This is a genomic window from Streptomyces sp. NPDC002144, from assembly GCF_053593695.1.
Genome location: NZ_JBSFDB010000009.1, coordinates 136,412 through 156,370, shown reverse-complemented (window position 1 = coordinate 156,370; position 19,959 = coordinate 136,412). Strand labels below are relative to the sequence as shown.

The window sequence follows — 19,959 nt, the reverse complement described above, 5'->3', positions numbered from 1 at the left end:
CAGGGAAACGGCAGCGCGATGACGGTGACAGAGGACGGCCCGGCGGCCATGGACGAGGTCGTGTACGGGCCCGGCATCGACCCGGAGCGGCTCGCCGTCTGCCTCAGCGTGCTGGAGGAACTCGACAAGCTGGAGGTCGACCACCCCGACGCGATCGCCGTGCGCCGGGCCACCGCCGGCGTCTACCGCACCGTGAAGCAGCGCCGCCGCCAGGAGCGCCGGGCCGCCAAGACCGCGCACGACAAGGCGGTCACCGAGGCCACGGCGACCGGCTCCGCCCAGCGCATCGACGACGAGACCGAGGGCATCCTGCCCTCCTCGGCCACCGAGGAGGGCAGGATCGCGGGGATACTCCAGCGCCCGCGCTCCTGCTACACCTGCAAGACCCGGTTCGTCGAGGTCGACTACTTCTACCACCAGCTCTGTCCGGACTGCGCCCGCCTCAACCGCGGCAAGCGCGACGCCCGCGCCGACCTCACCGGCAAGCGGGCCCTGCTCACCGGCGGCCGCGCCAAGATCGGCATGTACATCGCGCTGCGCCTGCTGCGCGACGGCGCGCACACCACGATCACCACGCGTTTCCCCAAGGACGCCATCCGCCGCTTCAAGGCCATGGACGACTCGGCGGAGTGGCTGCACCGTCTGGAGGTCGTCGGCATCGACCTGCGCGACCCGGCCCAGGCCGTCGCCCTGGCCGACCAGGTCGCCGAGGACGGCCCGCTGGACATCCTGATCAACAACGCGACCCAGACCGTGCGCCGTCTGCCCACCGCCTACGCGGCCCTGGTCGACGGCGAGAGCGCCCCGCTGCCCGCAGGGGAGCTGCCCGCTCACCACGTCATCGGCGCCTTCAACTCCGGAGCGGTCGACGGCCTCGCCGCACTGCCCCTCGGCACCAGCGGACTCGACGCCCAGAAGGTCGCCGACCTGGCCCTGGTCGCCGGCAACGCCAGCGTCGCCCGGCACCTCGACGGCACCGCCATCGACGCCGGCGGCCTGGTCCCGGACGTCGTCGAGACCAACACCTGGGTGCAGACCATCGAGCAGATCTCCCCGGTGGAACTGCTCGAGACCCAGCTGTGCAACTACACCGCGCCGTTCATCCTGATCAGCAAGCTGCGCCCGGCGATGGCCGAGGCCGCGCGCCGGGCGCCGGGCAAGCGGGCCTACATCGTGAACGTGTCCGCCATGGAGGGCGTCTTCGGCCGCGGCTACAAGGGCGCGGGCCATCCGAACACCAACGCCGCCAAGGCCGCCATGAACATGGTGACCCGGACCAGCGGCCAGGAGATGTTCCAGACCGACGGCATCCTGATGACCTCGGTCGACACCGGCTGGATCACCGACGAGCGGCCCCACTACGACAAGCTGCGCCTGGCCGAGGAGGGCTTCCACGCGCCGCTCGACCTGGTCGACGGGGCCGCGCGGGTCTACGATCCGATTGTGCGCGGCGAACAGGGCGAGGACCTGTACGGCGTCTTCCTGAAGGACTACGCGCCCGGGAAGTGGTGATCCGCGACCGTGCGTGTGGCCCGGCGCCGGCCGGGAACCCGCCCCCTGGTGATAACCGCGTCAGGGAGTGACCATGAGCAGTCCACACGGTGTTGATCCGCGAGCGCACGACGACCCGCGCAACCGGTATCCGACCGACGAACAGTTCTACGGCAACGACCGCCCCGACAACGCCGAACTGCCCGAGGACCGGCCGCGCGGCGCAGGCAGCGGCGAGACGAGCCCGGTGAAGCATCGCGGCACGTGGGCCACGGTCGCACTCGTCGCCTGCATCGTCCTGGTGATCATCCTGGGTATCGCGTTGTTCCCGTGAGGGAGCCACAGCCACCGTCATGAGCGAGGTGGTGCGTATGAGCGAAGCCGGTCGTGGACGGCGTACTCCGGCCCGGAGTACGCCGTCCTGACGCGTGTGCCCCCGTCCACCAGCAGATCCGCGCCGGTGATCCACTCGGCCGCGTCCGAGGCCAGCCACACCACCGCCCGCGCGATGTCGTCCGGCTCGCCGATCCGCCCGAGCGGCAGCCCGGCGGCCAGCCGCTCCTCGCCCGGCTCCCACACGAACCGGGCCATCTCGGTGCGCACCAGACCGGGGGAGACCGCGTTGACCCGCACCTTCGGCGCCAGTTCGCCCGCGAGCTGCCGGGTGAGGTGCAGCAGCGCCGCCTTGCTGGTGCCGTAGGCCCCGACGTTCGGGCCGACATGCCCGGCGCCCTCCGTGCAGACGTTCACCACCGCGCCGCCGTGCTCCCGCATCCACGCCCGCCAGGCCCCCTGCACCAGCCGCAGCGGAGCCTCGACGTTCACCGCGAAGGCCGCGGCCCACGCGTCGGGGTCGGCCTCCATGAGCGGCCCGTAGGGCTGGTTCGTCGCCGCGTTGTTCACCACGACGTCGATCCGGCCGAACGTGCTCATGATCGCCTCGACGACCTCCCGCGGATGCCCCGGATCGGCGACGCTGCCGCTCACACCGATGCCGTCCAGTTCGGCGGCCGTGCGCCGCACGTCCTCCGCGTCCCGCGCGGTCACGCACACCCGCGCCCCGGCGGCGGCCAGCCGCTCGGCCACCGCCCGCCCGATGCCGCGCGTCCCGCCGGTGACGACGGCGGCCCTGCCCTTCAGCCCGTCCTGCGCGTACGACGACGTCATCGCCGTACCGTCTCATGACGGACCGTCAGTCGACAGCCCCGAGACGGGAGTTCCGCTCGGCGACCAGTTCCAGGACCGTGCGCCAGTCCTCCAGGACCCCGGCGTCCAGGCCCGCGGTCCGGCTCTCCTCGTCCGCCAGCCGCAGCCGCAGGAGGTCGTCGTCGTGGGCCGGGCCGTGCCGGCGTACGAGACGGTAGACACGCTCGCCGAGCAGGGGCCGTACGGCCTCGGCGGCGCGCTCGGCGCCGAGGCGTTCGTCGCCGGGGCAGATCAGCTGCCCGATGTCCTGCACCAGGCCCGCCACCTGGAGTTCCTTGTCGGCGGGTCGGCTGCGGCGCAGCAGCGCGGCGGTGCGCAGCGCGTGCTGGTGCCGGCAGGCGTGCAGCAGATCCATCAGCTCTTCGACACTGCGCAGCTCCATGCGTCAGTCCTCCCGCCGGACAAGCCGTTGCCGTCCGTCAGCAGATCATGGCCGTGTTTCGATTCGGCCAACGGCACTTGAACTGCGTGGCCACTTCAGTGCGGACCGTGATGGCCGTCCTGGTGCGTCTGATGGTCTTGGTGCCTCTGATGGTCCTGGCGTGTGTGATGGTCCTGGCGTGTGTGATGGTCGTGGTGCGCGTGATCGTCGTGGTGTGCGGGTGCGGAGTGGTCGCCGTGCCCGTGATCGTGGCCCGCGTCGGCGTCGCCGGGTGCCCCGCCCATCATCCGCAGCATCGCCGTCCCGCCCGTGCGCGCGAAGCGCCACACCAGCACCGCCGCGAGCAGCAGGAAGACGATGTTGAGCCAGGTCGTGTAGTTCCAGGAGACACCCTCGTCGGGGATCTTCGCACTGCTCTGGTCCGGCACGAGCCCGAGGCCGCCGAAGACGAGCTCCACCACGTAACCGGCGAGGACCATGGCCGCGTAGAAGGTCGCCAGCAGGAAGGCCGTCATGCGCGGCCCGTAGTACTTCCGGTAGATGTTCAGGATCGGCAGGATCAGCAGGTCGGCGAAGATGAACGCGACCACCCCGCCGAAGCTGATGCCGCCCTTCCACAGGACCACCGCCAGCGGCACGTTCCCGATGGAGCAGACGAACGAGGCGATCGCCACCAACGGGCCGAGCAGCGGACCGACGATCTTCGCGGCGAGCGGATGGCCCTCCAGGAAGAAGGACTGCCAGAAGGAATCGGGCACCCAGGCCGCGATCGCCCCCGCGATGAGCAGCCCCACCACCAGGTCCCGCAGGATCGCCGCCCACTCCATGACGAACACGTGGGAGACGGAGGTGAACCCGTTCCGGGACACCAGCCGCCGTACGAACGACCCCTCGCCGCCCACCGACATGTCCATCCCGGCATGGCCCTCCATGGATCCGGCGATCCCGCGCTCGGCCTGCTCGCGGGCCTGGCGCAGCAGGCGCTCGCGCAGGAACAACCGGAACAGCACGGCGAGCAGGACGATCATCACCGGGCCGCCGGTGAACTCCGCCAGGGTGAACTGCCAGCCCATCAACAGGGCCAGGATCACGCCCAGTTCGACCACCAGGTTGGTCGAGGCGATCTCGAAGGCCATCGCCGCGGTGAAGTTCGCGCCCTTGCGGAACAGGGAGCGGGCGAGCGCGACGGCCGCGTAGGAACAGGACGAGGAGGCGGCGCCCAGGCCCGCGGCTAGGGTCAGGGTGCGGGGCCGGTCGTCGCCGAGCAGCCGGACGATCGTGGAGCGGCGCACCACCGCCTGGACGACGGCGGACAGCGCGAAGCCCAGCACCAGGGCCCAGGTGATCTCCCAGGTCATCGATCCGGTGATGGACAGCGCGTGGAGGATCGCGTCCATGAGGTCCCAGCCCTTCGGTGTGACGCCAGTTCACGGGACTGTACCCCCTGGGGGTATCAATATGTCAGATGGGCATCAGGGGGAAGGGGAATCAGGAGGGAAGCGGAATCAGGAGGGAAGCGGAATCAGAGGGGAAGCGGAATCAGAGGGGAAGCGGAATCAGAGGGGAAGCGGAATCAGAGGGGAAGCGGAATCAGAGGGGAAGCCGTTCTCCCGTCACCGCGGAGAAGGCGTGCACGGCGTCGCCGCGGACACTCACCCGCAGCCGCGCGCCCCTGCCGTGCGTGGGGCGGCCGGGGAGGCGGACGACGACGTGCCCGCGGTTCCCGGCGGAGGTGTGGAGAAACACGGCGGCGCCGGTGTCCTCGACGGACTCGACCACCAGGTCCAGGGCGGGGCTCGAGTCGTCCTCGGCCGAGAGCACCCGGAACCCCTCGGGCCGGACACCGAGCACGATCGCGTCCGCCCCCTCGGCCGCGGCCGCCCGCACGGTCGCCCGCGGCAGCGGCACCTCCAGGCCGTCGAGCCGCACCCCGTGCCCGGACAGCGGCAGCCGGAACAGGTTCATCGCGGGCGAGCCGACGAAACCGCCCACGAAGATGTTGGCCGGGCGCGCGAAGACGTCCCGCGGCCTGCCCACCTGCTGCAGCACCCCGTCCCTGAGCACCGCCAGCCGGTCGCCCATGGCCATCGCCTCGATCTGGTCGTGGGTGACGTAGAGCGTGGTGATGCCGAGGTGGTGCTGCATCCGGACGATCTGTGCGCGGGTCTCCACCCGCAGCCGGGCGTCGAGGTTGGACAGCGGCTCGTCCATCAGATACGCCCGCGGGTCCCGTACCAGCGCCCGCCCCGTCGCCACCCGCTGCCGCTCGCCGCCCGACAGGGTCCTCGGCCGGCGCCCGAGGTAGTCCTCGATGTCGAGTACGGAGGCGGCGAACCCCACCCGCTGCCGGGCGTGCCGTTTTGGCATGCGGGCGATGCGCAGGGCGAAGCCGATGTTGTCGGCAGCCGACAAATGCGGGTACAGCGCGTAGTTCTGGAACACCATCGCGACGTCGCGCTCTCGGGGCGGAAGATGGGTGACGTCCCGGACGCCGATGTGGATGGATCCCGAGTCGACGTCCTCGAGCCCGGCGAGCAGACGCAGACAGGTCGACTTTCCGCACCCGGAGGGTCCGAGCAGCACCATGAACTCACCGTCCTCGATCTCGAGGTCGAGCGAGTCGACGGCGGGACGGCCGCCCGACGGAAGGCGCCGGGTGACCTTGTCGAAGGTGACGGACGCCATGACGGCCCCCTCCCGGAAGGTCCTGGAACCAAGAGTGGAACGGGCGTTGGCGTTCGGCACGCCCTTGGGCCGAACGAGTGACAGGAAAGAACGGAGCAAACAGGGCGACTTGCAACGGTAACGCCAAGTTTTCAGGCCCCATAGAGCGGGGGGCCGCTCATTTGGTTAGTCTGGAGCCGACGGACAGCACCACCGGGTCCCACCCACACCCACGTCCGTCCCGGGGCGGGCCGGCAGACAACGGCCTGTTCTCACACGAGTTACCGGCGCCACCGCGTCCGAACTGCTTTCGACTCACACCCGAGCGGGCGTCAGGAGCCGGACCGTGAAGTGGCCGGCACGCCCCGAGGGTGACCCGACACATAAGGAGTGCGCGGTGACACCGGAGAAGACGAATCGCGAACAGCGCCCCAAGGAACGCACGGAGCGCGCAGGCCGCCGGCCCGGCGAGCTCGGCAGCCTGGACGTGTGGGCCCGGTCCGCCCCCATCCGCCTGGCGGGCTACGAGGACGACCTCGCCGAGCCGCACATCCTGCCCAGCGTCGACTGACGTCGCGCGAGCAGGAACCTCGCGATCGCCGACCGCATGGGCGTGACAGACTCACGCCCATGCAGATCAGGGAAGCCGCGGCCGCGGACTGGCCGCGCATCTGGCCTTTCTGGCACCGTGTCGTCGCCGCCGGCGAGACCTACACCTGGGACCGGGACACCTCCGAGGAGGTGGCCCGGTCCTCGTGGATGGGGCCGGCCAAACGTGTGTTCGTCGTCGAGGACGAGACCGGCGCGATCGTCGCCTCGGCCTTCGTCACCCCCAACTACGGCGGCCCCGCCGCCCGGATCGCCAACGCCGGCTTCATGGTCGACCCCGCCCACGCGGGCCGCGGCATCGGCCGCGCCCTCGCCGAGCACGTCCTGACCGAGGCCCGGGCGGAGGGGTATCGCGGCATGGTCTTCAACGCGGTCGTGGAGACCAACCCGGCGGTCAAGCTGTGGGTGTCCCTCGGCTTCACGATCCTGGGCACTGTACCGGAGGCCTTCGACCACCCGAGCCACGGCCGGGTGGGCCTGCACATCATGTACCGGGCACTGTAGAACCCGTCCGCGAGGCTAGGGCCCCTAGTCCTTGCGGCCCGTCACCGCCACGGTCACGCCCAGGCCGATCATCGTCAGGCCGCCCACCCCGCCGACCAGGGAGAGGCGGCGTGGGGAGCGGGCGAACCAGTCGCGTGCGGTGGCGGCCACCAGCCCCCAGACACTGTCGGACGCGAGCGCTATGGCGTTGAAGACCAGGCCGAGCAGCAGCATCTGCGGGGTGACGTGCCCGCGGTCGCGCTCGACGAACTGGGGCAGTACGGCGGCGAAGAACACGATGGTCTTGGGGTTGGTCACGCCGACCACGAACCCCTCCCAGAAGGTGCGCAGTCCGCTGTGGGTCACTGCCTCCGCGCCCGTGAACGCGGCCCGCAGCGAACCGCGGGCACGCCACGCCTTGACGCCGAGGTACACCAGATAAGCGGCACCGGCCAGCTTGAGCACCGTGAAGACGAGCACCGAGCGCTCCACCACGGACCCGATCCCGACCGCCACGGCCACCACCAGCAGATAGGCGCCCAGCGTGTTGCCCGCGACGGTGGTCAGCGCCGCCCGGCGCCCCTGCGCGAGCGCCCGCCCGATCACGAACAGCACGCTCGGACCGGGGATCACGATCAGCAGGAAGGACAGCGCCGTGAAGGCCAGCAGACGGTCGGTGGACATCATGCGGCCATGGAAGCAGGGCGGGCACCCCGCTTTCCAGTGGGTTTTCGCCGCGGATCGCACCTTAGTCGGCGCTCGCGTGCTGGTGGAGGCGGTCGGCCAGCGCCCGCACGAGCACGCGCAGTTCCGCGGGGCGCTCGATGACGAACGGGCGGTCCAGGGCGGCCAGGACCGGAGGAATCCACTCCAGGCGCTCCGCCCGGATCCGGACGTGGACCCAGCCTGCGTGGTCGACGTCGGTGTCCGGGAGCGGGGACACCGTGGCGAGGTGGGCGGGGAGGTGGGCGCGGATGTGCCCGACGTCGGCGTGGACGCGCAGGGACACGTCGTGGGTCCACGGCGTCCGCGCGAGGCCGTCCTGCACGGCGGCCACCGGATCGAACGCCTGCGGGACGTCGAAGGATCCGGGCCGGACGGTCATGGCGGCGATGCGGTCCAGCCGGAAGGTACGGGTCTCCCCGTCACCGGCGCCCGGGTCGGCGGCGGTCAGGTACCAGTGTCCGGAGTGGGCCACGAGGCCGTACGGCAGCACGGTCCGGCCGCTCTCGCGGCCGTGCCGGTCGGTGTAGGTGATCTCCACCGGATGCCGGTGCAGCGCGGCCTCGGCGAGTCCGAGCAGGACGTCCGTCCCGGGGCCGGTGCCGGAGCGGGCCGGCGCGGTGAAGTCGGCCGTGTCGAGCAGCGCCGACAGGCGTCGGCCGAGAGGCTTCGGCAGGACGCGCCGCAGCTTCGCCGCCGCGCTCTCACCGGCCGCGGCGGACGCGGGGACCAGCCCGGTGCGCCGAGCGGCCAGCAGACCGAGGAGCACGGCCAGCGCCTCCTCGTCGGTGAGCATCAGCGGCGGCATGCGGTGGCCGGGGGCGAGCCGGTAGCCGCCGTAGCGGCCGCGCACCGACTCGACCGGCATGCCGAGTTCCAGCAGGTGGCCGGCGTAGCGGCGGACGGTGCGTTCGTCGACGCCGAGGCGGGCGGCCAGGTCGGGGACGGTGCGGGTGCCGCATCCCTGAAGGATCTCCAGCAGGGCGAGCACCCGGGCGGTCGATGTGGTCACTCGGCAATTCTGCCTCGTATACCGGGCGGAACCTGTCCGGTATCGGGCCTAGCGTTCGGGACGTCCCTTCATCCGGCACCCTCCTGACAGGAGCCCTCATGAACTTCGTCTCGATCCGCGTGATCACCCACGACGTCGCCCGCCTCGTCGCCTTCTACGAGCAGGTCACCGCCGTCTCGGCGACCTGGTCGACCCCGGACTTCGCCGAACTCGTCACGCCGTGCTGCACCTTGGCCGTGGCGAGCGAGCGCACCGTGGCCCTCTTCGGCGCCGGCTCCGCCCGCCCGGCCGCCAACCACTCGGTGATCACCGAGTTCCGGGTCGCCGACGTCGACGCGGAACACCGCCGACTGGAGTCACTGGGCGTCGAGTTCGTCCAGAAGCCCACGACGATGCCCTGGGGCAACCGCTCCCTCCTCTTCCGCGACCCCGACGGCAACCTGATCAACTTCTTCACCCCGGTGACGCCCGAGGCGGTACGGCGGCAGGAGCGGCCCTGAGCCCTGCCGGCTGTGGCCGCGGGTGCGTCTCAACGGGAGCCGAGAGCGATCCAGTAGCGGCGCTTGAGCCCGGCCTCGGTGCTGCGCACGTCCTCCAGGACGCCACCGTTGCTCTCGATGGTGCGCGCCGAACCGATGTTGCCGTCGTCGCAGGTGAGCAGGACCCGGTCAAGACCGAGCGCCGGCGCCTTGAGGAGAACGGTTCCCAGTGCCCACGTGGCCAGTCCGCGCCTTCTGGCGGAGGGCCGGACGCTGTAGCCGATGTGTCCGCCGCCCTCCAGCAGGAAGGCGTTGAGATAGTGGCGGAGGTCGATGGCCCCGAGGTAGGTCCCGCCGTCGACGATCCACCAGTGGCTGGCGTGGACGCGCCCTTCCCCGACCGGCAGCGAGCGGTCCGACTGCAGCCGCAGCCGCTCGACCCATGAGGCGAACCCGTCCGAGCTGTCGAGGTCGGCGTCACCCACCAGGCGGAAGCCGGCCCCGTCCTGGTGAGCGCCGGGCCACTCGTCACGCGCCGCGAGCCACGAGGAGTGCAAGCGGGCGGTGGGAGCGATCAGTTCGGCCATGCGAGGGACCGTAACACCACCCTCAGTCCAGCGGTGCCGTCCGCTGCCACGGGTGCAGCTTCTCCAGCTGTTCCGCCAGTTCCAGCAGGGTCGCCTCCGAGCCGGGGCGGCCGACGAGCTGGACGGCGGTGGGGGCGCCGGAGGGGAGGGTGCCGAAGGGGATGGACATCGCCGGCCAGCCGGTGAGGTTCCACGGGGGCGTCAGGGGCGAGTAGGTGGTGTTGACGAGGATGTTGGCGAGCCAGCCCCGCTCGTGCCAGGCCACCGCCTTGGGGGAGCGGCGGGCGAGCGCGGGGGTCAGCAGGACGTCGTACTCCTCGAAGAACGGCTCCATACGGCGGCGCAGGCGATCCCGGCTGTCACCGCCCCGGACGGAGCTCAGGAAGCGGCGGCCGACGGCCGCGTGCACCCGGGTGCGCCGGGTCAGCAGACGCGGGTCGAGGCCCTGGGCGTCCACCGCCGTGCCCGCCGTCCAGTGCGCGAGGGAGGTCGTGCTCAGGGAGGCGGGGTAGGGCGGGTCGGCGCGGCGCACCTGGTGACCGGCTTTGATCAGGATCCCGGCGGCGTCCCGGGCGGCGGTGGCGTACGGCCGGCTCACGGTGACGCCGACCAGGGGGCTGCGCAGCGACACGGCGACCCTGCGCATGCCCGGCTCGGACGGCCGCAGCGCGTCCGGGTCCGCCAGGACCGACAGCATGAGGCGCGCGTCCTCGACCGTCGTGGCGAGCGGGCCGTTCTCCGACATGCCGAACCAGTCGCCGTCACCGATGCCCGCGGGCACCACGCCGTAGCCCGGCTTGATGGTGACCAGACCGCAGTTGGCGGCCGGGATGCGCAGGGAGCCCATGCCGTCGTTGCCGAGGGCGATCGGCGTGAAGCCGGCGGCCACCGCCGCGCCGCTGCCGCCGGAGGAGCCGCCCGCCGTGCGGGTCAGGTCCCAGGGGTTGCGGGCGGTGCCGTGCACGCCCTCGGTGGTGCCGAAGACGCACAGCTCGGGCACGTTCGTCAGCCCCACCACCACCGCGCCCGCCGCGCGCAGCCGGGCCACCGTCACATGGTCCTCGGTGGCCGGGGTGTCCGGGGTGGCGGCGGAGCCCACGCGGTTGGACTCGCCGAGCACGGCGAGGTTGTCCTTGACCGCCACCGGCACACCGGCCAGCGGCAGTCCGGCCAGATCGCCGCGCGCTCCCACCTCGTCGGCCTCGGCGAGCGCCGCCTCGGCCCGTACGACCCGGAACGCGCCGACGCGTCCGTCGAGCCGCTCGATCCGTTCGAGGTGCTCGGCCACCACCTCGCGCGGCGTGGCCCGCTTCTCGCATACGGCGGCGGCGATCTCGGTGGCGGTGCGGCCGACCCAGCTGGTCACGGGGGCTCCTCGGGAGTGCGGTGCGTGGGCTACTCGTGAGTATGGAGTGCACTCTGCCCCGCCGCGCGCCCGGCGTCGAGAGCACCGGCGCTTGGACATTCGGACCGCTGTTGTTGGACTTTTCGCCGACCGCCGGTCACTGCCCCGCAGGTCATCGGATCAATGGCGCAACTGCCGTGTGCGGACGTGTCATTGACAGGCTCCTGAGCCCGCCCAATGATCAGACATCCGATGAATTGGAGCCGCTCATGAGTCCGTATCCAAGACGTCAGGTCCTGGGCGCCGCGGTGGCCGTCACCGCCGTCGGCGCCCTTCCCCTCACCGCGGCGAGCAAGGCCCTCGCGGCCGAGCCGGCCGGCGGGAAGGGCGCGGCGGGCTGGGTCCCCGTCCCCGACCCGGTCCCCGTGCCGCTCGACTCCCTCCACGACAACGACGGCATCGACACCGCCACCGCCCGCGGCGGCGACTTCGACGGCTCCGGCTACACCTTCCCCGGCGAGGAACTCCCCGCGGGCCGCGTCGAGGTCGACGGCATCCCCTTCGACTTCCCCGCCTCGACCGCGGGCGCCAAGAACAACGTGGTCGCGCTCGGCCAGCGCGTCGACCTGCCCCGCGGCCGCTATCTCTCCGCCGTCTTCCTCACGTCCGGCAGCTACGGCGACGCCTCCGGGAAGGCCACCGTCCACTACGCCGACGGCACGACCTCCACCGCGGGACTGGGCGGCGCCGACTGGTACGCGGCGGGCGGCTCGCTGTCGGCGCCGTACCGCTACACGCCGGACGGCACGAAGGACCAGCACAGCGTCGGCATCGGCACCTCGGAGGTGTGGACCGACCCGCAGCGCGAGGCCGTCGCCATCACCCTGCCGGTCACCAACCCCGCCGAGGCCGGCAAGGCCTCTCTGCACGTCTTCGCCCTCACCCTCCAACCCGCTGCCCAGGGCAGGGCGTTGACCCTGCGCGACGCCCACTCCACCAACTCCCTGCTGGAGTCCACCGGCGCCCAGAGCGTCGAGGCGACCGTCGTCAACGCGGGCACCGTCGCGATCCTCACCGGCGACGAGGTGTCCGTCCGCGTCGACGTCCCCGGCGCCCGCACCGTCGAGCCCGCCAGGGTCCGCCGCCTCGACCCCGGCGAGCAGGCCCGCGTCCGCGTCGGCATCCGCAACCGGGCGGGCACCGCGCCGGGAACGCAGCGGGACGGTTCGGTGAGCGTGTACGGCAGGGGCCGTCAGGTGACCAGCCGGCAGAGCGGGTTGACGCTCGGTGTCGCCGACTACCGGCCCACCGAGGCCTCGTTGGACGGCCACCAGGCGCCCTACTGGTTCCAGGGTGCCAAGTTCGGCATCTTCATCCACTGGGGCGTCTACTCGGTGCCCGCCTGGGCGCCCGTCGGCAAGCAGTACGCCGAGTGGTACTGGGACCAGATGCAGGACCCGGCCAACCCCACCTACGCCTACCACCGGGACACCTACGGCGAGGACTTCGCCTACGACGACTTCATCCCGCGGTTCACGGCGCGGAAGTTCGACCCGCGTGCCTGGGTCGAGCTGTTCCGGGACGCCGGCGCGCAGTACCACGTGCTGACCTCCAAGCACCACGAGGGCTTCGCGCTGTGGGACACCAAGGTGTCCGACCGCAACGCGGTGAGGATGGGCCCGAATCGGGACCTGGTCAAGGAGCTGTTCGAGGCCTCGCGGCGGTACGCCCCCGAACTCCACCGCGGCCTCTACTTCTCCATGCCGGAATGGTTCAACCCCGACAACCCGTGGATGGGCCACGCCCCGCGCAACCCGTACACCCTGGAGCCGGTCCCGTACACCGGATACACCGCGGGCAAGGACTACGTGCGGGACTACCAGGCCCCCCAGATGCTCGAACTGATCCACGGCTACGACCCGGAGATCATCTGGTGCGACATCGGCGGCGTCAACGACAGCCTCCACGTCCTCGCAGAGTACTTCAACCACGCCAAGAACCGGGCCCGTCCGATCGACGTGACGGTCAACAACCGCTCCGGCATCGCCTTCCACGACTTCACGACGCCCGAGTACACGACGTACGACAACACGGTCGTCGCCAAGTGGGAGTCCAGCCGCGGCCTCGACCCCTTCAGCTACGGCTACAACCGGGCCACCCCGGACGACGCCTACATGACGGCCGAGGAGGTCGTGCACAGCCTCGTCGACATCGTCTCCAAGAACGGCAACTTCCTGCTCGACATCGGCCCGCGCGCCGACGGCACCATCGCGCCGATCCTGCAGACCCGGCTGCGTGAGACGGGCGCCTGGCTGAAGGTCAACGGCGAGGCGGTCTACGACACGACGTACTGGTCGCGGATGGCGCAGCTCGGCGAGGACCTGCGGTTCACCGTCCGCCCGAACGAGGCCTTCTACATCCACTCCCTGACCCGGCCGGGAGCGAAGCTCACCGTCGAGGCGCCCGTGCCGATCCGGCCCGGCGACAAGGTGACCCTGCTCGGCCACGACCGTCCGCTCACCTGGACCGTCGGCAAGGGGGCGCTGGTGATCGACGTACCGGAGCCAGCCCGCAAGGCGGGACAGCACGTGTGGGTGTTCAAGGTGGAGTGGCATGGGTGAGATCAGGAAGAGACTGCTGCGGCTGCTCGGTGTCTCGGCGGCCCTGACGCTGCTCGTCACGCCGGTCCAGGCGGTCGCCCGGGAGGCACGGCCGACGGTTCCGGTCACCGTGCCGGCGCTGACCAACTGGACGGCGGGGCAGGGAGGTTACGTGTACGGCAAGGGCGTCCGGCTGGTCGCCGACAGCCCGGCCGAGCGGCGGGTCGCCGACACATTCGCGGACGATCTGCGCGCGGCGGGGCACGGCAGCGTCCCCGTCGTCCCGGGTGGCGCACGCACCGGGGACATCGTGGTCGACGTCCAGCCGTCCCGCGGGGCGCTCGGCACCGAGGGCTACGAACTCACCGCCGGCAAGCGGCTGTCGGTGACCGCGGCCACCGAGACCGGTGCCTTCTACGGCACCCGCACCCTCCTCCAACTCCTCGCGCAGGGCGACCGGATACCGGCGGGACGGACGATTGACGTACCGCGCTACACGGAGCGGGGCGTCGGCGTGTGCGCCTGCTACATCCACATCACGCTGCCCTGGCTGGAGAACCTGGTGCGCGAGATGGCGTACCACAAGCTCAACCAGCTGCTCCTGGAGCTGAAGGTGAGGAGCGACGCTCACCCCGAGGCGAACACCTGGGGCTACTACACCAAGGACGAGATGCGCCGGCTCGTCGCCCTCGGCGACAGGTACCACGTGGAGATCGTCCCGGAGATCAACTCCCCGGGCCACATGGACCCGTGGATCGAGAACCGCCCGGACCTGCAACTCACCGACTCCGACGGCGACAAGCAGCCCGCCCGCCTCGACGTCACCCAGCAGGCCGCCTTCGACTACTACACCGGTCTGATGGACGAGTACGCGCAGGTCTTCACCGCGAAGTCCTGGCACATGGGCGCCGACGAGTACATGCTCGGCTCCGACTACGCCAAGTACCCGCAGATGCTGAAGTACGCGCGGGAGAAGTACGGGCCGAACGCCACCCCGCAGGACGCGTACGTGGACTTCATCAACCGCGTCCAGGCGTACGCGGCGGGCAAGGGCAAGCGGCTGCGCATCTGGAACGACGGGCTGACCGGGGCCAACACCGTGCCGGTGGCGGCCGGGACGACCGTCGAGCACTGGCTGGACGTCGCCGTGAAGCCCAGCGCGCTCATCGCCCAGGGCTACCAGGTCGAGAACGCCGCCTACTCGCTGTACCTGGTCCGCGGCGGGTTCCACAGCGACACCGCGTCCCTGTACGACCAGGGGTGGGACCCGCGCAGCTTCGAGGGGGAGAAGGTGGCGACCGGCGAGGGCATCACCGGGGCGAAGATCAGCCTGTGGCCGGACAACGGCAGCGGCGAGACGGAGAACGAGGTCGCCGTCGAACTCTGGCCCGCGCTACGGCACATCGCCGAGGCCACCTGGGGCGATCCGCACCCGGACGCCACCTACGCCGAGTTCACCGCACGGGGGACGGCGGTCGGGCACGCGCCCGGCCGGCGTGATCTGACGCGGCTTCCGGTGGCGGAGGGCACGTACAGCTTCCGTACCTCGGGACAGACCTTCACGGCCCGACTCGCCCGCACCGCCGACGGATACGCCGGCCTGCGGTCCCCCGATGGCTGCCTGGAGATCAGCGGCGGCAGGCTCACGCTCAACGCGCCGCTGCAGCCCGGCGTCGAGGCGACCTGGAAGAGCTGTGACGCCTCCAGCACCCTGCAGCGCTGGCAGCTGAACCGCACCGCCGGAGGCTACGAGCTCGTCAACGCGATCACGCAGATGGCGCTGACCGTGAGCGACGACGGCCGGCTCGTCCAGTACCCGCCGGACCAGCGCCCGCCCACCGTCTGGCACCTCACCGCCCACTGAACCGAGGAGTCCGATCCCCCCATGGCTCTCTCCCGACGCCTCTTCGTCACCACCGCCGTCGCATCGGTATCCGCGCTCGCCGCACCCGGCCTCCCCGCGTTCGCGGCGGGCGCGCCCGGTGACCGCTCCCGCATCCCCGTCAGCCCCGACGACACCCCCGAGGAGCTCGTCCGCAAGGCCTCCCAAGTACGGCCCACCGCACGGCAGATCGCCTGGCAGGCCCTGGAACAGACCGCCTTCCTGCACTTCGGCGTGAACACCTTCACCGGGCTGGAGTGGGGCACCGGCGAGGAGGACCCGAACGTCTTCCAGCCCACCGGCCTGGACACCGACCAGTGGGCCCGCGCCCTGCGCGACGGCGGGTTCAGGCTGGCGATCCTCACCGTCAAGCACCACGACGGCTTCGTCCTCTACCCCTCCCGCTACACCGGCCACTCGGTGGCGTCGAGCAGTTGGCAGGGCGGCCACGGCGACGTGCTGTGCTCCTTCGCCGACTCCATGCGCCGGTACGGCCTCAAGGTCGGCGTCTACATCTCACCCGCCGACGAGAACCAGTACCTGCACGGCGTCTACGCCAACGGCAGCGCCCGCACCACCCGCACCATCCCCACCCTGGCAGAGGGCGACGACCGCGCCCCGGACCGCTTCCACACCCTTCCGGCGACCGACTACGGCGCCCACATGCTCAACACGCTCTACGAGGTGCTCACCGAGTACGGTCCCGTCGACGAGGTGTGGTTCGACGGCGCCCAGGGCCACATACCGTCCGACAAGGTGGAGAACTACGACTGGGACAGCTGGTACGCCCTGGTCCGCGCCCTCGCCCCGGACGCCGCGATCGCGGTGACCGGGCCCGACCTGCGCTGGGTCGGCAACGAGGACGGGCTGGCCCGCGAGAACGAGTGGAGCGTCATCCCGGTCAAGGAGAACCAGTACGGGCGCACCGACTGGGCGCTGTCGTACGACACCGCCGACGAGGGCAGCCGCGACGCGCTCGTGACCGCCCGGCCGACAACGGACTACCTGCAGTGGTGGCCCGCCGAGTGCGATGTGTCCATCCGGGACGGCTGGTTCTACCACCACGACCAACTCCCCAAGTCCGTGGACGACTTGACGAAGATCTGGTTCGGCTCGGTAGGCCGCAACTCGGTTCTGCTGCTCAACGTCCCGCCGGACACGGACGGTCGGCTGCACGACACCGATGTCGTCCGGCTGCGGGAGTTCCGCGCCCGCGTCGAGCGCGAGCTTCCTCGCGACCTGGCCCGGGGCGTCCGAACCACCCGTACCGCGGCCGGAGTCACGGTCGATCTCGGCGCCGAGCACGAGGTGGACCGCGTCCGTCTCGGCGAGGACATCCGGCACGGCCAGCAGGTCGAGGGCTTCGTCGTCGAGGCCTGGCGCGACGGCGCCTGGGTCCGGGCGGCCACGGCCGGAACGATCGGCGCGAGCCGCATCCTGCTGCTGCCGGCGCCCGTCACGGCGCGGCGGTGGCGGGTACGGGTCACGGGTGCGCGGGGTGCCGTACGGATCGCGGAGTTCGGGCTGTACCGGTCCGAGGTCTGACGGGGTACCCGATCAGGGCGGTCACCAGGGCGTCGGCGGCCTGGTGGCCGCCCGCCTCAGGTCTCGCGGCCGCGGCGGTGGCGGCGGACCCGCCAGACGACCAGGGCCACGACCACCAGCACGGCCACCACCAGTGCCATGGTCTTGCCGATCAGGCCCTCGGCCCGCTGGTAGGCGGCGCCCGCCGCGTAGCCGAGGACGGCGTTCCCGACACCCCAGACCAGTGCGCCGAGCGCGTTGTAGAGGAAGAAGCGGCGGTAGGGCATGCCGGAGGCGCCCGCCATCGCCGGGACCAGGGAGCGGAGGAGGGCGACGAAGCGGCCGACGAAGACGGCCGCCGGGCCGCGCCGGCGGATCAGGTCGCGCGTCCTGTCCGCGCCGTGGGCGTGCCGGCGCAGCGGGCGGCTGTGCAGGACCGGGGGGCCGAGGCGGCGGCCGAGCTCGTAGCCGACGCCGTCCCCGGCGATCGCGGCCAGGACCACGGCGACGGCCAGCCAGACCAGGTCGACCACGCCCTGCCGGGCCAGCACCCCGCCGACGATCACCGCGGTCTCCCCGGGCAGGACGAACCCGAAGAAGAACGCGTCCTCGGCGAAGACGAGGCCCACGACCACGATGTACACCACGGGCCCGGACAGATGCGCGAGCCAGTGGGCGACAGCGCTCATCCGCCGACTCCCTTCCCAGCGGCGGTCGAGTACCCCACTGGGCTCGCGTTCCTCAGGTCTCGGCCAGGACCTTCTCGAGGAAGCCCACCGAGTCCGCCGCCGACAGCGCCACCAGGGTGAGCCGGTCCATGACGGCGAGGTAGTGGTCGACGTCCTCGGGCTTGTCCAGGTAGAGGGCGCTGGAGAGTTGTTCCAGGTAGACGATGTCGGGCAGGTCCGGGACCGGGAAGCGCAGCACGGTGACCGGGCCGCCCGCCGCCGCGTGACCGCCCACGTGGAAGGGGAGCACCTGGACGGTCACGTTGGGCAGGCCGGCCGCCTCGATCAGGTGCCGGAGCTGGTCGCGCATCACCTCTCTCCCGCCGAGCGGGCGGCGCAGCGCCGCCTCGTCCACCACGACCCACAGTCTGGGCGCGTCCGGGCCGGACAGCAGCGCCTGCCGGGTCATCCGCAGGGTGACACGGCGCTCGACCGCGTCCTCGGAGGTGACGGAGTGGCCGAGCCGGACGACTGCTTCGGCATAGGCGGGGGTCTGCAACAGGCCCGGCACGAACTGGACTTCGTAGGTGCGGATGAGACAGGCCGCCTCCTCCAGGCCCAGGTGCTGCTCGAACCAGCTCGGGAAGGCGTCGCCGTACGCCCGCCACCAGCCTGGCTGGTTCGCCTGCCGCACCGAGTTCAGCAACTCCTCGCGTACGGCGGTCTCGTGGACGCCGTACAGGGTGAGCAGGTCGGCGACGTCACGGACCTTGAAGCCGACGCGGCCCAGTTCCATGCGGCTCAGCTTGGCGTCCGAGGCGCGGATCTCCGAAGCGGCCCGCTCCCGGGAGATGCCGAGGGACTCGCGCAGCCGGCGCAGACGGGTGCCCAGCATGATGCGCTGCACGGTCGGGCCGCCGCGCCTTAGGCTGAGTACCTGGGAATCGGGGGGAACGGGTTCTGGTCGAGCTGCCGCCATGGTCATCCCCTCGGCCGCCGCCGTGCGTTACGTCGTGACTCGCCAAGGAGCGTAGCACCGCGTCGCCGTACCGCCGCGGGGCGTGAGAAGGCCGGAGGGCGTCGGTCGTCGACCGGGCCCTCCGGCCGTCCGCGGGTGTGCCCGACGTCAACGACCGGGGAGTAGGCCGTCGAAGTCGCCGTCCTTCACACCGCGGACGAAGGCGGAGATCTCGGCGCGGGGATACACGAGTGCCGGACCTTCGGGGTGACGGGAGTTGCGTACCGCGACGCTGCCGTCCGGCAGCACGGCGAGCTCGACGCAGTTGCCCTCGGGGTTGCTGTACCGGCTCTTTCGCCAGACCACCCCGGTCAGCCGGTCGGCCGACGTGCCGTTGCTCACGTGCTGCATCTGAGGCCTCTTCGAGATCAACTCGCCCGGCAGACACTGCGGTTGCGTCGCTACGACAGTACCAAGATCGTCTGCAATTGCAGCGGTAATTGCGTTTTTCCGGTCCCGCGGCTTTGAGGGCTTGTGGTCGTCAGGCCTTGCGGCCGATGCCGCAGATCGCGTCCACCTCGGAGGGGGAGCGGCCCACGTCGACCGGCTCGGGGTGCCACTGGGAGGTCGGGACGATGCCGGGCTCGACGAGGTCGAGTCCGTCGAAGAAGGCCGCGATCCTTTCCGGGCTGCGCAGGTGGTAGGAGCTGGCGGAGTTGGCGTTGTAGACCGAGATCGCCTGGTTGAGCGTCTCGTTGGTGTCGGTGCCGTCGGCCAGGGCGAGGTGGCTGCCCGGAGGAAGGGCGTCCAGGTAACGCGCCACGAGCGCCTCGGGCTCGTCTGAGTCCGGGATCTGGCCCAGGATGCCGAGCATGGTCAGGGCGACGGGCCGGTCGAAGTCCAGCGTTCGCGCGGCCCCTTCGAGGATGCGGTCGGGGTCGCGGACATCGGCCTCGAGGTAGGCGCAGGCGCCCTCCGGGGTGCTGGTGAGCAGGGCCTGGGCGTGCACCAGCACCAGCGGGTCGTTGTCGACGTAGACGATGCGGCTGTCGGGCGCGAACCGCTGGGCGACCTCGTGGGTGTTGTCGACCGTGGGCAGTCCGGTGCCGATGTCCAGGAACTGGCGGATGCCCGCGTCGGCGGCCAGATGGCGCACCGCGCGGACCAGGAAGCGCCGTTGGAGACGGGCGAGCAGCGCGATGTCCGGGAACATCTGCAGGATCATCTCGCCGGCCTGCCGGTCGGCGGCGTAGTTGTCCTTGCCGCCCAGCAGGAAGTTCCACACACGGGCCGAGTGCGGCTGGTCGGGATGCAGCCGGTCGGCCTCCGGTTCTTCGGAAGTCATG

The 19,959-nt window shown here is 71.3% G+C and carries 20 protein-coding genes; 8 read left to right on the top strand and 12 right to left on the bottom strand.

Annotated features, from left to right (window positions below; translation table 11 throughout):
* The first annotated feature begins 18 nt into the window (after positions 1 to 18).
* The gene (locus ACWCQ1_RS16140; RefSeq protein WP_358600896.1) at positions 19 to 1,512 is read left to right on the top strand and encodes an SDR family NAD(P)-dependent oxidoreductase; all 1,494 of its coding nucleotides are present in this window, start codon (positions 19 to 21) and stop codon (positions 1,510 to 1,512) included.
* Between the two features lie 73 nt (positions 1,513 to 1,585).
* Positions 1,586 to 1,825, top strand: a complete 240-nt coding sequence (locus tag ACWCQ1_RS16135; RefSeq protein ID WP_133046531.1) for a hypothetical protein — start codon at positions 1,586 to 1,588, stop codon at positions 1,823 to 1,825.
* 17 nt (positions 1,826 to 1,842) lie between these two features.
* On the opposite strand, the gene ACWCQ1_RS16130 is transcribed toward ACWCQ1_RS16135, so the two are convergent.
* The 4 genes from ACWCQ1_RS16130 to ACWCQ1_RS16115 form a co-directional block, all read right to left on the bottom strand.
* Positions 1,843 to 2,658 carry an SDR family oxidoreductase gene (locus tag ACWCQ1_RS16130; protein WP_133046532.1) on the bottom strand — a complete coding sequence of 272 codons (816 nt, stop codon included), beginning with the start codon at positions 2,656 to 2,658 and terminating at the stop codon, positions 1,843 to 1,845.
* Between the two features lie 25 nt (positions 2,659 to 2,683).
* The gene (locus tag ACWCQ1_RS16125) at positions 2,684 to 3,079 is read right to left on the bottom strand and encodes a hypothetical protein (protein WP_358600902.1); all 396 of its coding nucleotides are present in this window, start codon (positions 3,077 to 3,079) and stop codon (positions 2,684 to 2,686) included.
* 95 nt (positions 3,080 to 3,174) lie between these two features.
* On the bottom strand, positions 3,175 to 4,476 hold the full coding sequence (locus tag ACWCQ1_RS16120) for a permease (protein WP_451026726.1): 1,302 nt from the start codon (positions 4,474 to 4,476) through the stop codon (positions 3,175 to 3,177).
* Positions 4,477 to 4,669: 193 nt separating this feature from the next.
* Positions 4,670 to 5,764, bottom strand: a complete 1,095-nt coding sequence (locus tag ACWCQ1_RS16115) for an ABC transporter ATP-binding protein (protein ID WP_358600908.1) — start codon at positions 5,762 to 5,764, stop codon at positions 4,670 to 4,672.
* Positions 5,765 to 6,140: 376 nt separating this feature from the next.
* Here ACWCQ1_RS16115 and ACWCQ1_RS16110 point away from each other — a divergent pair, with 376 nt between their 5' ends.
* The gene (locus tag ACWCQ1_RS16110; RefSeq protein ID WP_106980896.1) at positions 6,141 to 6,314 is read left to right on the top strand and encodes a hypothetical protein; all 174 of its coding nucleotides are present in this window, start codon (positions 6,141 to 6,143) and stop codon (positions 6,312 to 6,314) included.
* A gap of 59 nt (positions 6,315 to 6,373) precedes the next feature.
* On the top strand, positions 6,374 to 6,856 hold the full coding sequence (locus tag ACWCQ1_RS16105) for an N-acetyltransferase family protein (protein ID WP_451026725.1): 483 nt from the start codon (positions 6,374 to 6,376) through the stop codon (positions 6,854 to 6,856).
* Positions 6,857 to 6,880: 24 nt separating this feature from the next.
* Here ACWCQ1_RS16105 and ACWCQ1_RS16100 read toward each other — a convergent pair whose 3' ends face one another.
* Positions 6,881 to 7,522, bottom strand: a complete 642-nt coding sequence (locus tag ACWCQ1_RS16100; RefSeq protein WP_451026724.1) for a LysE family translocator — start codon at positions 7,520 to 7,522, stop codon at positions 6,881 to 6,883.
* 61 nt (positions 7,523 to 7,583) lie between these two features.
* A complete protein-coding gene (locus tag ACWCQ1_RS16095) occupies positions 7,584 to 8,570 on the bottom strand; it encodes a helix-turn-helix transcriptional regulator (protein WP_451026723.1) in 987 nt (328 codons plus the stop codon).
* A 98-nt stretch (positions 8,571 to 8,668) separates the two neighbouring features.
* On the opposite strand from ACWCQ1_RS16095, the gene ACWCQ1_RS16090 reads away from it, so the two are divergent.
* Entirely contained in the window at positions 8,669 to 9,070 is a 402-nt protein-coding gene (locus ACWCQ1_RS16090) for a VOC family protein (protein ID WP_133046539.1), read from the top strand.
* 29 nt (positions 9,071 to 9,099) lie between these two features.
* On the opposite strand, the gene ACWCQ1_RS16085 is transcribed toward ACWCQ1_RS16090, so the two are convergent.
* Positions 9,100 to 9,636 carry a GNAT family N-acetyltransferase gene (locus tag ACWCQ1_RS16085; RefSeq protein WP_133046540.1) on the bottom strand — a complete coding sequence of 179 codons (537 nt, stop codon included), beginning with the start codon at positions 9,634 to 9,636 and terminating at the stop codon, positions 9,100 to 9,102.
* Between the two features lie 22 nt (positions 9,637 to 9,658).
* Positions 9,659 to 11,002 (bottom strand): amidase, encoded by a 1,344-nt coding sequence (locus ACWCQ1_RS16080; protein ID WP_451026722.1) that lies wholly within the window; start codon positions 11,000 to 11,002, stop codon positions 9,659 to 9,661.
* Positions 11,003 to 11,250: 248 nt separating this feature from the next.
* On the opposite strand from ACWCQ1_RS16080, the gene ACWCQ1_RS16075 reads away from it, so the two are divergent.
* Genes ACWCQ1_RS16075 through ACWCQ1_RS16065 form a run of 3 tightly spaced genes read left to right on the top strand, consistent with a single transcriptional unit; the run spans position 11,251 to position 17,008 of the window.
* The gene (locus tag ACWCQ1_RS16075; RefSeq protein ID WP_451026721.1) at positions 11,251 to 13,602 is read left to right on the top strand and encodes an alpha-L-fucosidase; all 2,352 of its coding nucleotides are present in this window, start codon (positions 11,251 to 11,253) and stop codon (positions 13,600 to 13,602) included.
* On the top strand, positions 13,595 to 15,445 hold the full coding sequence (locus ACWCQ1_RS16070; RefSeq protein WP_358600924.1) for a family 20 glycosylhydrolase: 1,851 nt from the start codon (positions 13,595 to 13,597) through the stop codon (positions 15,443 to 15,445). Before ACWCQ1_RS16075 ends, ACWCQ1_RS16070 begins: the two co-directional genes overlap by 8 nt.
* Before the next feature lie 21 nt (positions 15,446 to 15,466).
* Positions 15,467 to 17,008 carry an alpha-L-fucosidase gene (locus ACWCQ1_RS16065; protein WP_451026720.1) on the top strand — a complete coding sequence of 514 codons (1,542 nt, stop codon included), beginning with the start codon at positions 15,467 to 15,469 and terminating at the stop codon, positions 17,006 to 17,008.
* A 56-nt stretch (positions 17,009 to 17,064) separates the two neighbouring features.
* Here ACWCQ1_RS16065 and ACWCQ1_RS16060 read toward each other — a convergent pair whose 3' ends face one another.
* From ACWCQ1_RS16060 to ACWCQ1_RS16045, 4 genes are all read right to left on the bottom strand, one after another.
* A complete protein-coding gene (locus ACWCQ1_RS16060) occupies positions 17,065 to 17,676 on the bottom strand; it encodes a DedA family protein (protein ID WP_358600930.1) in 612 nt (203 codons plus the stop codon).
* Between the two features lie 52 nt (positions 17,677 to 17,728).
* On the bottom strand, positions 17,729 to 18,634 hold the full coding sequence (locus ACWCQ1_RS16055; RefSeq protein ID WP_451026719.1) for a helix-turn-helix domain-containing protein: 906 nt from the start codon (positions 18,632 to 18,634) through the stop codon (positions 17,729 to 17,731).
* Positions 18,635 to 18,781: 147 nt separating this feature from the next.
* Complete coding sequence (locus ACWCQ1_RS16050; RefSeq protein WP_451026718.1) at positions 18,782 to 19,024, bottom strand: DUF397 domain-containing protein; 243 nt, start codon at positions 19,022 to 19,024, stop codon at positions 18,782 to 18,784.
* A 130-nt stretch (positions 19,025 to 19,154) separates the two neighbouring features.
* Entirely contained in the window at positions 19,155 to 19,958 is an 804-nt protein-coding gene (locus ACWCQ1_RS16045) for an SAM-dependent methyltransferase (RefSeq protein WP_133046548.1), read from the bottom strand.
* Position 19,959: the final 1 nt, after the last annotated feature.

What these genes read in the sequence shown, in the direction of transcription:
- ACWCQ1_RS16140 (WP_358600896.1), top strand. Translation starts at nt 19, where the DNA reads ATGACGGTGACAGAGGACGGCCCGGCGGCCATGGACGAGGTCGTGTAC.
- ACWCQ1_RS16135 (WP_133046531.1), top strand. Translation starts at nt 1,586, where the DNA reads ATGAGCAGTCCACACGGTGTTGATCCGCGAGCGCACGACGACCCGCGC.
- ACWCQ1_RS16130 (WP_133046532.1), bottom strand. Translation starts at nt 2,658, where the DNA reads ATGACGTCGTCGTACGCGCAGGACGGGCTGAAGGGCAGGGCCGCCGTC.
- ACWCQ1_RS16125 (WP_358600902.1), bottom strand. Translation starts at nt 3,079, where the DNA reads ATGGAGCTGCGCAGTGTCGAAGAGCTGATGGATCTGCTGCACGCCTGC.
- ACWCQ1_RS16120 (WP_451026726.1), bottom strand. Translation starts at nt 4,476, where the DNA reads ATGGACGCGATCCTCCACGCGCTGTCCATCACCGGATCGATGACCTGG.
- ACWCQ1_RS16115 (WP_358600908.1), bottom strand. Translation starts at nt 5,764, where the DNA reads ATGGCGTCCGTCACCTTCGACAAGGTCACCCGGCGCCTTCCGTCGGGC.
- ACWCQ1_RS16105 (WP_451026725.1), top strand. Translation starts at nt 6,374, where the DNA reads ATGCAGATCAGGGAAGCCGCGGCCGCGGACTGGCCGCGCATCTGGCCT.
- ACWCQ1_RS16100 (WP_451026724.1), bottom strand. Translation starts at nt 7,522, where the DNA reads ATGATGTCCACCGACCGTCTGCTGGCCTTCACGGCGCTGTCCTTCCTG.
- ACWCQ1_RS16090 (WP_133046539.1), top strand. Translation starts at nt 8,669, where the DNA reads ATGAACTTCGTCTCGATCCGCGTGATCACCCACGACGTCGCCCGCCTC.
- ACWCQ1_RS16085 (WP_133046540.1), bottom strand. Translation starts at nt 9,636, where the DNA reads ATGGCCGAACTGATCGCTCCCACCGCCCGCTTGCACTCCTCGTGGCTC.
- ACWCQ1_RS16075 (WP_451026721.1), top strand. Translation starts at nt 11,251, where the DNA reads ATGAGTCCGTATCCAAGACGTCAGGTCCTGGGCGCCGCGGTGGCCGTC.
- ACWCQ1_RS16070 (WP_358600924.1), top strand. Translation starts at nt 13,595, where the DNA reads ATGGGTGAGATCAGGAAGAGACTGCTGCGGCTGCTCGGTGTCTCGGCG.
- ACWCQ1_RS16065 (WP_451026720.1), top strand. Translation starts at nt 15,467, where the DNA reads ATGGCTCTCTCCCGACGCCTCTTCGTCACCACCGCCGTCGCATCGGTA.
- ACWCQ1_RS16060 (WP_358600930.1), bottom strand. Translation starts at nt 17,676, where the DNA reads ATGAGCGCTGTCGCCCACTGGCTCGCGCATCTGTCCGGGCCCGTGGTG.
- ACWCQ1_RS16055 (WP_451026719.1), bottom strand. Translation starts at nt 18,634, where the DNA reads ATGGCGGCAGCTCGACCAGAACCCGTTCCCCCCGATTCCCAGGTACTC.
- ACWCQ1_RS16050 (WP_451026718.1), bottom strand. Translation starts at nt 19,024, where the DNA reads ATGCAGCACGTGAGCAACGGCACGTCGGCCGACCGGCTGACCGGGGTG.
- ACWCQ1_RS16045 (WP_133046548.1), bottom strand. Translation starts at nt 19,958, where the DNA reads ATGACTTCCGAAGAACCGGAGGCCGACCGGCTGCATCCCGACCAGCCG.